Annotated in this window: 12 protein-coding genes; 6 read left to right on the forward strand and 6 right to left on the reverse strand. The window is 40.0% G+C overall.

Annotated features, from left to right (window positions below; all coding sequences use genetic code 11):
- Positions 1-30: 30 nt before the first annotated feature.
- The gene (locus HFV01_RS04555) at positions 31-414 is read left to right on the forward strand and encodes a hypothetical protein (protein WP_006623929.1); all 384 of its coding nucleotides are present in this window, start codon (positions 31-33) and stop codon (positions 412-414) included.
- 134 nt (positions 415-548) lie between these two features.
- Here HFV01_RS04555 and HFV01_RS04560 read toward each other — a convergent pair whose 3' ends face one another.
- The 5 genes from HFV01_RS04560 to HFV01_RS04580 are packed head-to-tail and all read right to left on the reverse strand — an operon-like array spanning position 549 to position 4,025.
- Complete coding sequence (locus HFV01_RS04560; protein ID WP_006623931.1) at positions 549-914, reverse strand: hypothetical protein; 366 nt, start codon at positions 912-914, stop codon at positions 549-551.
- Positions 915-919: 5 nt separating this feature from the next.
- On the reverse strand, positions 920-1,624 hold the full coding sequence (locus HFV01_RS04565; protein WP_193520867.1) for a lysophospholipid acyltransferase family protein: 705 nt from the start codon (positions 1,622-1,624) through the stop codon (positions 920-922).
- A gap of 60 nt (positions 1,625-1,684) precedes the next feature.
- Positions 1,685-2,197, reverse strand: a complete 513-nt coding sequence (tadA, locus tag HFV01_RS04570) for a tRNA adenosine(34) deaminase TadA (RefSeq protein ID WP_193520868.1) — start codon at positions 2,195-2,197, stop codon at positions 1,685-1,687.
- A gap of 12 nt (positions 2,198-2,209) precedes the next feature.
- Complete coding sequence (locus HFV01_RS04575; RefSeq protein WP_228116386.1) at positions 2,210-2,479, reverse strand: tetratricopeptide repeat protein; 270 nt, start codon at positions 2,477-2,479, stop codon at positions 2,210-2,212.
- Positions 2,433-4,025, reverse strand: a complete 1,593-nt coding sequence (locus tag HFV01_RS04580) for a tetratricopeptide repeat protein (protein WP_193520869.1) — start codon at positions 4,023-4,025, stop codon at positions 2,433-2,435. Before HFV01_RS04580 ends, HFV01_RS04575 begins: the two co-directional genes overlap by 47 nt.
- A 148-nt stretch (positions 4,026-4,173) precedes the next feature.
- Here HFV01_RS04580 and HFV01_RS04585 point away from each other — a divergent pair, with 148 nt between their 5' ends.
- The 4 genes from HFV01_RS04585 (at position 4,174) to HFV01_RS04600 (ending at position 12,077) form a co-directional block, all read left to right on the forward strand.
- The gene (locus tag HFV01_RS04585; RefSeq protein WP_008053468.1) at positions 4,174-5,265 is read left to right on the forward strand and encodes a glycosyltransferase family protein; all 1,092 of its coding nucleotides are present in this window, start codon (positions 4,174-4,176) and stop codon (positions 5,263-5,265) included.
- A 116-nt stretch (positions 5,266-5,381) separates the two neighbouring features.
- Positions 5,382-7,919, forward strand: coding sequence for a sulfotransferase (locus tag HFV01_RS04590; protein ID WP_318286162.1), 2,538 nt, complete (start codon positions 5,382-5,384; stop codon positions 7,917-7,919).
- An 80-nt stretch (positions 7,920-7,999) separates the two neighbouring features.
- Positions 8,000-10,798 (forward strand): sulfotransferase family 2 domain-containing protein, encoded by a 2,799-nt coding sequence (locus tag HFV01_RS04595; protein ID WP_193520870.1) that lies wholly within the window; start codon positions 8,000-8,002, stop codon positions 10,796-10,798.
- Between the two features lie 70 nt (positions 10,799-10,868).
- Positions 10,869-12,077, forward strand: a complete 1,209-nt coding sequence (locus tag HFV01_RS04600) for a sulfotransferase family 2 domain-containing protein (protein ID WP_193520871.1) — start codon at positions 10,869-10,871, stop codon at positions 12,075-12,077.
- A gap of 137 nt (positions 12,078-12,214) precedes the next feature.
- On the opposite strand, the gene HFV01_RS04605 is transcribed toward HFV01_RS04600, so the two are convergent.
- Entirely contained in the window at positions 12,215-12,499 is a 285-nt protein-coding gene (locus HFV01_RS04605) for an HU family DNA-binding protein (RefSeq protein ID WP_048895214.1), read from the reverse strand.
- A 78-nt stretch (positions 12,500-12,577) separates the two neighbouring features.
- On the opposite strand from HFV01_RS04605, the gene tnpA reads away from it, so the two are divergent.
- Positions 12,578-12,976: an IS200/IS605 family transposase gene (gene tnpA / locus HFV01_RS04610; RefSeq protein WP_193520872.1), complete on the forward strand. Its 399-nt coding sequence runs from the start codon at positions 12,578-12,580 to the stop codon at positions 12,974-12,976.
- Positions 12,977-13,036: the final 60 nt, after the last annotated feature.

Genomic DNA, 13,036 nt, shown 5'->3' on the forward strand with positions numbered 1-13,036 from the left:
GGTGGCATTTATGATTCATCTACCCGTGGTTTGGCGGAAGTTTTTTATCAGCCTAAAGGAACACCTTTGCGAGTAGGTATTTCTGGCTTTGTGGGGGATGATGCTAATATTAATGCCGATGTGGTTTGGGATTCTCGACAATTTTATGCAACTTTCAATAGTGACTTTGATATAACTTGGTATAGTCTCAACTGGAGACTTGGGCGGGGATTGACATTATTTGGGAGTGGGGATTTAGATAGGTCTTCGAGTTTGGGTCTGCAATATTTTTGGGGTAGGCGCAATTTTTCTACTAATATCCGTGTCAGTGTTGATACAGATGAAACCATAAATTGGCATCTTAACCAACGTTTCGGCAACTTTTACCTAATACTATTACTATTGATGAAAATTCGGAGACATTGGAGGAGTTAAATATACAACTACTAGATTAATCTGGTGGTGGAGGTCTTCGGTTCCTTCCCGGAAAGCCATATATATGCCGCCACATTTTCCCATGATATAAGTATAAGTCAATTCCTAGGATTTGTCAAGAGAAAAGGGAATCTTTATCTAACTTCCCGAAAAACCTGGGAATGATTGAGCCAAATTTGGGAAATAAACTCTCGAAAACGTTGATGGTTTCTGGGTAACATTTCCTGCTTTTGTTCTGGGGGATTTAATGCGACTAAAAAAGGTATTACTTCTGTATCCAAAGCTACCCTAAATAACTCCCAGGGCCAAATCAAATCAGCACTGTCTCGCAAATCATAGCAAAGGGGCTGATTTTCTGTGGTCAATTCCACGAGCATTAAGGGACGCACCCAACAGACTTGGCGCAGGATAACGACTTGAATTACCTCGGCATAAAGAGAGGTATTTTCAGCATCAATAGCTACAATTTGACCGGAGTTAAATTGAGGTAAATTATTCATATATACTACAAACTATCAATCTCGATTAAAGCCTGATTTAAGTCTGACATCAACCTGATAGATTCTTTTTTTGCGGGACCTGTGGCATATTTTTTGACTTCTAGGGGTTTCCCAATTGTGACGTTAACTTCAGAGCGCCAATGGGGAATATTGGGGCTATAATGGATAGATATAGGCACAATCTTAACCCCTAAATTAGGATAGTGGGATTCAGCCTGAATTGCCAAACGACCTAATCCGGCTTTGAGAGGGTGAATTTGGTGATCCCTAAAAATGCCTGCTTCTGGAAAAATCACTAACATTTCTCCCTGGCGCAGTAAATCAACGCCATATCGCAAAGTGGCGATCGCTGGATGTTTTTGATTAACCGCAAACCCTCCGATTTGGCGAATAAACCACCCTTGAAGTCCTTGCATTTCATCAGCAGTTACCATAAACCGCGAATCTCGTCCAGTGACATAAGGACCTGTTGCAAATGGTACAATAAAAGCATCCCATCTCGCTCTATGGGTGGGTGCTAAAATTACCGGACCATCTTTGGGTAAATTCTCCCGTCCGGTGACGGTAATCTTTTTAAAATAGAAGGGAAGAACCACCAAGCGTCCCAGGGGATAAACAATAGAAGTTAACCAACGCGCGACTCCAGAGGATTTAGTCTCGCTAGAAGGAGATGAATTAGACCAGGGTTTAATCGATTGAACTGTTACCATGACAATAATTTGGGATTTCTAAACTCTATAAGTCTAATGTAAATCCTTTAACCCCCTCTGTCATGGCAGAGGATGACAGTTATTAGATTGTCTCAATGGTGACATATTACCGCGATGTTGAGCAAACCAGGATTGCAGTTGTTGGCGACAGGATGATTCGAGAATACCCCCTAGGACAGGGAGACGATGATAGGAGGCGGGACTGTCTGGAAGATTGAAAACGGTGCGAATGCTGCCAGTTTTGGGGTCGTCGGCACCATAGACCAATAAACCTATCCTAGCTTGAATAATGGCTCCTGCACACATGGGACAGGGTTCTAGGGTGACATACAGGGTGCAGGTGTCTAAATGCCAATCTCCTAATACCTGACTGGCTTGCCGTAATGCTATAATCTCAGCATGGGCGGTGGGGTCTCGATCGCGTTCCCGGCGATTTTCCCCCTGGGCAATCAGTTTTCCCTGTTGATTGACAATGACTGCACCGACGGGGACTTCTCCGGCTTCTCCTGCTGCTGCGCCTAGTTTTAAGGCCTGTCGCATCCAGTGACTATGGGTGGTGTAGGTTGGCTGCATGGGAAACTCTGGCTAAGGTCGCCTGGAATGTTCATCAGTCACCATGGCTTCTCCTAAATTGCGATAAAACCACAGGTGAACAGGTCCCGGCTGGAGGTCTATGGCTTTTTGATAATGAGCGATCGCTAATTGGGTTTGACCCTGGCTATGCAAAAGCTGTCCCAACTCCTGATGGAGATCAGGGTTGTTGGGACTGGCTTGGAGTAAATGCCGATAATGAGAAATCGGATCGGTTTTAGAGGCTACCTTTTTTTTTTGCGATCGCCTGCTTGAGAGCATCATAACCCTCTTCAAATTCTGGGTCAATGGTGATGGACTGTTTGAAATGAGCGATCGCTTCCTCTAAGCGTCCTTCCTCAGCCAAGGCTTGTCCCAGGTGATATTGTACATGGGGAGAGTGCGGATTAAGTTCGCCAGCTTTTCGATAAGCTATAATTGCCTCATCCCAGCGTTGACTCTGAGCTAGGGTATAACCTAGTTGATGATAGGCTACGGCTGACTGGGGATTGAGAATACAGGCTTGGTGAAATCCTATGATCGCATCTTCGATTTTTCCCTTGCTTCTGAGAAACTGTGCAAATTTTTCGTAGGATTCGCTAGAATTGGGATGAAACTCATGGCTTTCGCTATAGGCGGCGATTTCCTCGTCTAGGTGGCGCTGCTTGTCCTGAACTTCCTGTAGATGAGTTTGAATTTCAGCCTGGTTGGGGGGATTAAGATATAAGGCTTTTTGATAGGTGGCGATCGCCTCCGACCAATGGTAAAGTTTAGTCAAGACCTGACCTAAATCAAACAGGACTGGGGTGGAAGTGGGATGGAGTTCGGAAGCCTTTTGATAGGCGGCGAGTGCTTCTGATAGGCGATCGCATTTGGTTAAAGCCTGCCCTAATTGATGGTAGAATGAAGCAGAGTTAGGATCGACTTGGGTGGCTTTTCGGAATATATCAACGGCGGCTTCCCATTGATTTAATTGGGTTAAAACCTGTCCTAGGGGTTGCAGAATTTCTACCAAATTTGGGTCTAACTCCAAGGCTTTCTGATAACTCTCCGCCGCTTCCGATAGCTTTCCACTATTGGCTAAAGCTGTTCCCAGGTATTTATGACTGGTGGCTGAGTTAGGATCAACAATACAACAGCGACGGTATAGGGTGGCTAATTCCTCCCAACGTCCTTGGGACTCCAGGACTGTTTGCAATTTGGGCAGGGCTTCTGATAAATTGGGATTAAGTTCGTAGGCTCGACGATAGGAGGCGATCGCCTCTTCGGTTTCTCCCAAAGCCTCCAAAGTTTGACCCAAACTCATATAACAGTCAGACCAATAAGGGTTTAATTCTAACCCCTGACGATAGGCTGTAACTGCTTCTGAATATTGCTGTTGTTGGTGGTAGGCTTTACCCAAGCTGTGGTATAGTTCGGCATCATCGGCTGTTAACTCAATGGCTTTTTGCAATAGGGAAACGGCCTCCTCTGGGTGGCCTTGTTTGATCAGGACTAGGGCTAAATTGTGGTAAAACTGCCAGAAATATGGGTCAAGTTCAATAGCCTGGCGGAAACAACGAACGGCTTCTGGTAAGTTACCCTGTTGATTTAGGAGGGTTCCCAGATTATCATAAGACCAGGCAGAATTAGGGTTAAGTTCCGTAGCTTGACGGTAGGCTGCAATAGCTTCGTCGATTTTTCCCTGTTGGCTGAGGGCTTCTCCCAAGTTATGATAATACCAAGCTGATTTAGGACTGGCGGCGATCGCCTGATTGTAGGATGCGATCGCCTCGTCTAACTGACCTTTTCTTAGGAGTTGATTGGCTGTGTCGAAATAACTGACGCTCATGTTAGGATTTTTGACTATATTTTGATATGGAAGAACAGATGATTGATATTTGTTGGTTATGACCCGCCCTAGAGAATGACCCACAGTTTAACTGGATGTTCCCATCCCCTTACTCAATCGAGCCATCCCTCCCAATTGTACATAATTTATGGAATTTGACCGCCAAAAATTAGAACAAATCGACTCGGAGTTAGAGCGATCGCAGTCGTGGCTAGAACAAATCTCCCACCAGATGGAACAGTTACCCGCCCAGGGTAGTCCATCCCCGGCAATTATACCACCTAGCTTACCACAGCGAAAATCTATTTTATTTTATCGAGATTATCGGGGACTAACCGGAGGTCATTTAAAAGTCTGGGATTATTTTAATCATATTCTCGATTCCCCGGACTACCTACCCCAGATTTATTTTTCTCCCGAAAGTGCGATCGATGCTAATAACCCGTGGTTCAATATTGACAAACAACTAATTTTATCTCAACCGCTATCAGATCCCCACATTATCTTTATGGACGGTATGGACTGGGAATTTTTATCAGCCAGCCAGCGCCACAACTCCCCCATACCAATTATTAATCTAATTCAGCACATCCGGCACGCCTACCCAGATAATCCCCGCTATCAGTTTCTCAACCATAAAGCGATCCGCATTTGTGTCAGCCCAGAAGTGGGAACCTATCTGGCAGAATCACGTCGAGTCAATGGACCCCTGTTTATTATCCCCAATGGCTTAGATACCAGTAGTTTTCCCCAACCCCGACCCGACCCCCAACGGGATATCGAAATCCTGATTTCGGCCCTTAAACAACCGGAACTAGGCGAACAGTTACAACAAAGGTTAGCAGCAATGGGCTATGGGGTGCAACTGCTGACATCCCTAATTCCCAGAAGAGATTATCTACAGTACCTCAACCGTGCTAAAATTACGATACTCCTGCCTAACCGCGAAGAGGGAGAGGGATTTTACCTTCCCGCCCTAGAAGCCATGGCTATGGGGACTCTTACCATCTGTCCAGATTGTATAGGGAATCGGTGTTTCTGTTTTCCCGGTTACAATTGTATGCGACCCAAGTATACTGTGGAAGGACTGTTAGAATCGGTCAAAGAGGCGATCGCCTTTTCTGAGGTGCGGAAGTCTCTGGTCAAAAAAGCAGCCTTTCAAACGGTCGCTGAACATGGTTTAATGAAAGAACGGACAGCATTTATGGAAATCCTGAACCATCTGGAGGATTTATGGTAAACTCCCACCGACTGGCGGGCGAGGCTGTCAGGGTTAGTAGCTAGTCAGTTATGAACCTTAATAAACGCTATATTTGCCATTCACTTATAAACTAAAGATAAACCGACATTTATACCATGCCAGATAAAAAGAGCGAATCCCAGGTTTTAATTATGACAGGAATGCACCGTTCAGGTACATCCTTGACCGCTTCATTATTGCAAAGTGCTGGGTTGCACGTTGGTCGTCGGCTAATGCAGGGAACTGAGTTTAACCCCAAAGGCTACTTTGAGAATATTGATTTTTTTGAATTTCACCTAGATTTATTGCGATCGCAAGGTGTTAATATAGATGGTTGGACATTACAAGACAACCTGGATGTTCCCGAAGAGTTTATCGACAAAGCAAATGCAATTGTTGAAAAAAATTCTCTGAGTCATATTTGGGGATGGAAAGAACCTCGGACGACACTATTTTTAGATTTTTGGGCGCAGTTATTACCTGATGCTAAGTTTCTGTTGATTTACCGTTCTCCGTGGGATGTGATAGATTCTCTGTACCGCCGAGGAGATGAAATTTTTAGAAATCAACCCGAACTAGCAGTTAAATATTGGATATTTTATAATCAGAAAGTCTTAGATTTTTATAATAAATATGGTGATAAATGTTTATTGGCAAACATAGAAACAATTGTCAAATATCAAGATAAATATGTAGCGGAAATTAATCAGAAATTCGGGATAAATCTAACTAATCCTTCTCCGGCGGTTTATGATGATTCCCTAATGCAAACCAATATATCAGAAGATGGTCAACGTCCCAGCTTAATCGATTATTACTTTCCTGAAGCCATAGAAATGTATCAGGAACTAGAGAGTCGGGGATGGCATCCTAATCAAACTCCAGATTTATCATGGAATAATCAGATTAAGTCTTCTCCCTATATGGCTTGGGCTTTTAGAGATTGGGCGAATTATCGACTGTCCGCCGCCGAAAATAAGTCTCTTAGGGTTGAGTTAGAAGGGACTCAAGCTAAACTTGAAGAAACTCTGTCTCAGTTCAACCCAACTCGGGATGAATTGGAAGAAACTAGGTCTCAGCTACAGGAAACAGAGTCGATTGTAGAACAGTTAAAATCTCAGTTGGAACAAACGGAAGGGGTTTTAGAAAAAACTCACAGTCAACTGCAAAAAACTGAGTCAATTTTACAGGAGTCTCACAATCAACTAACTCAAAAGAATACCGAATTAAATCAAGTGCGATCGCAGTTGGAGTCGCAGTTTAGTCAAGTTCAGGAAGAACTAGAACAAGCCAAATCACAGTTGAGTCAAACTCAATGGGACGTGATGAAATATCAATCCCAACTACACCATACGCAGGAAGAACTAGAACAGGCGGAGCAACAAAACCGGGAAATTTTATCTAACCAAAATCAACTACAGTCTCAACTGAATGAGTCTGAGTCTCGGCTGATGAAAACTGAGATGATGTTTAGTCAATTAAGACTACAACTGGAGCAAGCTAACAAAACCCAAATCCGAACTATTGCTCAACTTCATGATACCCAAGGTAAACTAGAATATTCGGAGTTTCAACAACATCAGTATCTAGCAGAATTAGAACGACTTGAGCCACAACTGGAGAAAACTGAGATCCAATTGAGTCAGTCTTTGGTTAAACTTAACCAGGTTGAGAAAAATCATCAGCGAACTCTGGTACAATTACATCAAACTCAAGGTAACTTGGAGACCTGTCAATTGTATTTAGCTGAAAGTCAACAACAACAAACCCAGTATAAAAATCAACTGGAAGAGTGGGAAGGACTTTGGGGAGAATTAATTGAACAGGAAGATGAGATGGAAAAAGCGATCGCTCAGTATCAGGCAAAATTGCAGGCGACGGAACAGGAGTTAGAATCATCTCAACATCAACTACAGCAAACTCAAGAGGAGAAAACCCAATGGGAACAGAAAATTGAGGAGTACGAAAAACTTTTGGCGGCGGCGAGTACACAGGAAGATGAGATGGAAAAAGCGATCGCTCAGTATCAGGCAAAATTGCAGGCGACGGAACAGGAGTTAGAATCATCTCAACATCAACTACAGCAAACTCAAGAGGAGAAAACCCAATGGGAACAGAAAATTGAGGAGTACGAAAAACTTTTGGCGGCGGCGAGTACACAGGAAGATGAGATGGAAAAAGCGATCGCTCAGTATCAGGCAAAATTGCAGGCGACGGAACAGGAGTTAGAATCATCTCAACATCAACTACAGCAAACTCAAGAGGAGTTACAACGGTCGCAAGACCAACAGTTAAAAATAGAGGAAGAACTGGTTAGGTTGCGTTTAGAGCGATCTTTAAACCCGACTGGGGAGACGACAAAACAAGTAGAGTACAGATTTTTAGTATGGAAGGCATGGTCTTCATATACAATGGGGAACTATGATGACATGGTTGTAAGTTTGAGACAATCTTGGAAATTCCGAAACGACTCTCCCTCAGAGACGATTTTAGATTGGCTAAGAAGTTTTGAGCAATTCTCATCGGAGAAAAGCATCCCGTTTAATTCTGAGTCGCTAACCAAGTTACCGGAGTGGCAAAAACTGATGAAATTGGTCATGGCTAATAAACCCGTTCTAGTCAGCAACCTGTCAAATCCGAAACCCGTCACTTAGAGCCAATTAGGAAAGTTATGTTTTCGTAGCATATTTGATGAATTGAGTTTTGTTGTTTAGTATAATCAGAGATAAAATTTATGCCTCGCCAGTGTTATGTTTTTCACGACAAAAAGCTAGTATTATTTTGGTCTCCTAAGTGTGCCTGTACAGCGATAACCAATTGGTTATATTATGGTTTACTGGGGAACGTCACTTCTAACAAAAAGCCACAACAAGCTCCCAGGATATTGTTAGCTAAACAGGGTTTTTTTAGGTCAATCAATACTTATGAAGATCTTGACAAGATTAGCAACTATGATGGTTACTTGAAAGTTATATTCATGAGACATCCCTTGTCAAGATTGATCAGTGCTTATCTAAATAAGTTTGTTTATTATAATGGTAAAATATTGGATGAATTTCATAAATTAGAACCCTTTTCAAAAAAAGTAGTTCAGGAAATATACAAGTATAATAATTGGGATATTGACCAAAACTATAAAGGGATTCGATTTCGTGATTTGATTGATTATGTTAAACTCAATAAAAGCAAAAATAAACCGATAGATCATCATTGGGATACGCAAGTTTATGATAGTTATAATCCTCAATTATTCTCCTTTGATTATATTTTTCAACAGGAAAAATTTGTTGGAGGTATTAATCAATTGAACAATATTTTTAATATTGATTATGTTCCTCCCAAGATAAATAGTACCATCAATTATAGAAACCAAGATACCTCAAATGCTGAAGATTATGATATATTAAAAGAAGTCCAACTTGATGATTTATTTTCTGTGGATATATTGTCTTTGAATATTTTTGATGAAGAAAATTTGGCTAATATAGACACCCAAACTTTATACCGAAAATTTATCAATGATAAAATCATCAATTCAGTTTATGAAATCTACAAACAAGATTATCAAGTCGGCAAATATGACAAAAATGTTATCTTTGACATTAGCTCACAAAAAAATGAGGTAAGTGAAAACATGAAAAGTTTTGTTAACTGGAAGACTTTAGAAACTCAAAGAGTTGTTAGAGGCTGGATATTACCTGACTCCGGTATTTGTGAACCATCCGATATTATAGTATTAATTAATGGAAAAAAACTGACTGATGAGAATATTAACCTTAAACGTTTCCATAAGAATAGTAATACTTTTCAGGTTAATTTTTGCTTTGATTTATCTCCATATAATCTAAAAAATGGAGATCAAATACAGTTAGCCTTTAGAAATACAGGAAACATACTAGGAACCAGTCAATTTATTGAACAAAGTTCCCCATCATGTGATGATAATACTATATATTTGTTTATTCATATTCCTAAAACTGCTGGCACCTCTTTTAGAAAGGGATTAGAAAAACAATTTAATCCTTCTCAAGTTATCTATGATTATGGCATTAAATCTCCAGTCACCAGTCCTATAATTAAATCTTCAATTTACGGGGAATCTGCCAGTCCATTACAGCTTAAAGACTATGTTGATGAGAAAAAAATAAAAGTCATAGGAGGACATATAGGAGGCGCTAATCAAATTGCGATACAGCATTATTGCTCTATTTTTGGTAATCGTTTAAAATTAGTTACATTTCTGAGAGAACCTATCAGGCGGTGTTTATCTAATTATTTTCATATGTATGATCATTATGGTTATTCCGGTACTGTTGAAACATTTGTCAAACAACGACCTAATTGGCAATCGAGAGTATTAAAAGATATAGATCTGGAAAACTTGTATTTTTTGGGAATCACAGAGAAATATAATGAGTCTGTTGAATTTTTTAATCGTATTTCTCACACTTCCTTACCATCACTCAGCCTCAACAAAAACCCTAAAATTGAAAACTTTATACAAAATTTACCTCAATCAACATTAGATTTAGTTGTTGAAAATAATACTCTCGACCTAGAGTTATACGAAGCTGGTGTTCAACTTTTTGAGAGAAGATTATCAGAAAGTAGGGAATCAAACAAATCAGTGACTTATGTGAATTTTGACCAAAAGATATCTCACAGTGAAGTTCGTAAAATATGGCTTCGTCATCATCCACAACCTCTATACAATAAATCGCTTAATTTAACTTTAATTTTCTGCGCTAAAAGCGCTTGTAGCTTTGCTGTAAAGTGGTTTTTTTATCAGGCCGGACTTTATCAAGATGTAGAATCCTACCATCGTCATCCTCATAAGTATAGATCCGAGGTTTTTATCCAAGACCCTCAATACAAAAAACAGATTAGATCCACAAAGGAAATTTTAAATTCTCATATTTTATGTTTAATTAGAGATCCTTTTTCTCGTGCAGTTAGTAGCTACATTCATGCTATTAAAACTGGATATGATGATCCCGAAATCTCGAAATTTTTAGAAAGAAATATAAGCCGTGAAAATAGTTTTTGTTTTGATGAGTTTGTACAGTATTTAAAATCACTGGATATTAGAAATTGCAATATTCACCATAAGCTGCAAGCTCATCCTTTAATTGAGATGGGTATCATCAAACCCCATATTCTCAAAGTTGAGAACTTATTTGATGATTTTGCAAACATCGAAAAAACTTTAGGTCTTAGTCCGGCTCCACTTGAACAAATTAGCAAATCCTTAGAGTTTCATAAAAGACCAAGAGATCACGGATTTGAACAGGAGTGTCATCAAACCAAGTTCAGGTGGACTCAACAACAATTATTTCCACATTACAAATATTTCTACTCTGATGAGTTAGTTCGGGATATTGCTAATCTTTACCGCGCTGATTTTGAGATATTTGGGTACAAGCCAGAACTAGATTTAGAGTTGACTTCTCAGGCTCCGTCTCAACCTTCATTTGCTCAAATAGAAAAAGATCTGCTCAAGTGGAGAGATAACTTAAATAAAATCAGAGGTTAATAAGGTGGGCAGACAAACGGAGATGGTTATAATTTGTAGAGTTCCTAAATAAATTGAGGTAAGCCGATAAATGAAAAGTTCTGTAAACTGGAATAATTTAGAAAGCCAGGGAATTGTCAGAGGCTGGATATTACCTGACCAAGGAGGTTGTGACCCTTCTGATATTGTTGTATTAATTAATGGTCAAAAGTTGACTTCTGAGCAGATTAAACCTAAACGTTTCCAGAGAAATAGTGATAATCTACGGGTGAATTTTTGTTTTGATTTATCTCCCTATAATTTACAAAATGGAGACCAAATACAGTTGGCCTTTAAAGATACAGGAGAAATACTGGGAACCAGTAAATCAGGAAGTAAGGAATCCAAAAAAACAGTGACTTATGTTAATGTTAAAAAACAAATATCTTCCCATAAAATGATAAAAATATGGCTTCGTCATGCTCCACAACCTCTATACAATAAATCGCTTAATTTAACTTTAATTTTCTGCGCTAAAAGCGCTTGTAGCTTTGGTGTAAAGTGGTTTTTTTACCAGGCAGGACTATATCAAGAGGCAGAATCATACCATCGTTTTCCTCATAAGTATAGAACGGAAATTTTTATGCCAAATCCTGAATACCAAAAACATATCAGAGAAGTAGACCGCATATTAAATTCAAATATAGTCTGCTTGGTTAGAGATCCTTTCTCTCGTGCAGTTAGTAGCTATATCCACGCTATTAAAACCGGATATGATAATGATGGAATCTCAAAATTTTTAGGGATAAAGATAGGTCGTAAAAATAGTTTTTGTTTTGATGAGTTTGTACAGTATTTAAAATCACTGGATATTAGAAATTGTAATATTCACCATCAGATGCAAGCTCACCCTTTAATGGAGATGGGTATAATAAAACCTCACATTATCAAAGTTGAGAACTTGTTTAATGATTTCCAAGAAGTAGAGAAAAAGTTAGGCTTGAATCCTGCTCCACTTAGCGAAATTAGCAAATCCCTAGAGTTTCATCGCACCCCGAAGGATTCTGAATTTAAAAAGGAATGTTACCATATTCAGTTTCCTCCATCGAGAAAGCAATTATTTCCACATTACAAATATTTCTACTCTGAGGAGTTAGTTCGGGATGTTGCTAATATTTACCGCGCTGATTTTGAGATATTTGGGTACAAGCCAGAACTAGATTTAGAGTTGACTGTTCAGGCTCCGTCTCAACCTTCATTTGCTCAAATAGAAAAAGATCTGCTCAAGTGGAGAGAGAACTTAAATGAGATCAGAGGTTAATAAGGTTGTCAGACAAACGGAGATGGTTAGAATTTGTAGAGCCGCTCCCCAAATTAAAGCAATAGGGCGTATATAATACGCCCCTAAAGTTCTATAATACTAACAGGTTATCTCTGTTAATAGTTAATCAAATGTTGTTATTCTGAATCTGCCTCTTCTGTATCCTTAGAGGGTTTAATAACTCGGAAGTTAACGACTGTACGTGCTGGGACTTCAGTGGTTTCACCAGTTTCTGGGTTGGTTTTGGTTCTTGCTGGTTGCTCTTTGGGGGTAAATTTCCCTAAACCTCTGACGACAACTGGCTGACCACTCTCAATTTCCTGAGAGATAGCACTAAAAGCCAAGTCTAAAATAGCTCTAACTTTTTTCTTGGGAATTTTGGCTTCTTCGGCGACGCGCTGGACCAGTTCATTTGTTTTCATACCCAAAAACTCCTATGATTAGGTGGGAACAGCCAGATTATTGTTCTGAACTGACTTTACTATAACAACTTTTTGTCTATGTGTCAAGTCTATAGACACAATCTAACAACAAAATCTTTGATTAACTACCACTTTGTTTGGAGTTCTAGGCGCAAACGTAAGGTACTCAAGGGGATGGTAGCGATTAGACTTAGGGAGTTAATGGAAGAAGTGTGTCCAGATTTGGAGGTCGAAATCCTGACTCTGGATATACAGCCTAACTATGTCCACGCATTTTTGGATTGTCCGCCGACCCTAGCCCCGCATCAGATTATCCATCGAATCAAAGCCTATACAGCCCGTCACCTCCGTAAAGAGTTTGAACATTTGCTGGTGCTACCATCAATATGGACTCGTTCCTACCTAGTTTCGACATCGGAGACCATCTCTCAGGAGATTATTGAGGATTATGTGAAACACCAAGGGAAAAAAGGATGAAACAAGACCCAACAGACCAGTCGATAACTATCAATGTCTGGGCTGTTGAAGTTGATAGAC

This window comes from Limnospira fusiformis SAG 85.79 (genome assembly GCF_012516315.1).
GTDB classification, from domain to species: domain Bacteria; phylum Cyanobacteriota; class Cyanobacteriia; order Cyanobacteriales; family Microcoleaceae; genus Limnospira; species Limnospira fusiformis.

Bases quoted from the DNA above. Each gene is read 5' to 3' on its own strand.
- HFV01_RS04590 (WP_318286162.1), top strand. From the start codon at position 5,382: ATGCCAGATAAAAAGAGCGAATCCCAGGTTTTAATTATGACAGGAATG.
- tadA (WP_193520868.1), bottom strand. From the start codon at position 2,197: ATGCAGCCAACCTACACCACCCATAGTCACTGGATGCGACAGGCCTTA.
- HFV01_RS04575 (WP_228116386.1), bottom strand. From the start codon at position 2,479: ATGATGCTCTCAAGCAGGCGATCGCAAAAAAAAAAGGTAGCCTCTAAA.
- HFV01_RS04600 (WP_193520871.1), top strand. From the start codon at position 10,869: ATGAAAAGTTCTGTAAACTGGAATAATTTAGAAAGCCAGGGAATTGTC.
- tnpA (WP_193520872.1), top strand. From the start codon at position 12,578: ATGTGTCAAGTCTATAGACACAATCTAACAACAAAATCTTTGATTAAC.
- HFV01_RS04565 (WP_193520867.1), bottom strand. From the start codon at position 1,624: ATGGTAACAGTTCAATCGATTAAACCCTGGTCTAATTCATCTCCTTCT.
- HFV01_RS04605 (WP_048895214.1), bottom strand. From the start codon at position 12,499: ATGAAAACAAATGAACTGGTCCAGCGCGTCGCCGAAGAAGCCAAAATT.
- HFV01_RS04595 (WP_193520870.1), top strand. From the start codon at position 8,000: ATGCCTCGCCAGTGTTATGTTTTTCACGACAAAAAGCTAGTATTATTT.
- HFV01_RS04585 (WP_008053468.1), top strand. From the start codon at position 4,174: ATGGAATTTGACCGCCAAAAATTAGAACAAATCGACTCGGAGTTAGAG.
- HFV01_RS04580 (WP_193520869.1), bottom strand. From the start codon at position 4,025: ATGAGCGTCAGTTATTTCGACACAGCCAATCAACTCCTAAGAAAAGGT.
- HFV01_RS04560 (WP_006623931.1), bottom strand. From the start codon at position 914: ATGAATAATTTACCTCAATTTAACTCCGGTCAAATTGTAGCTATTGAT.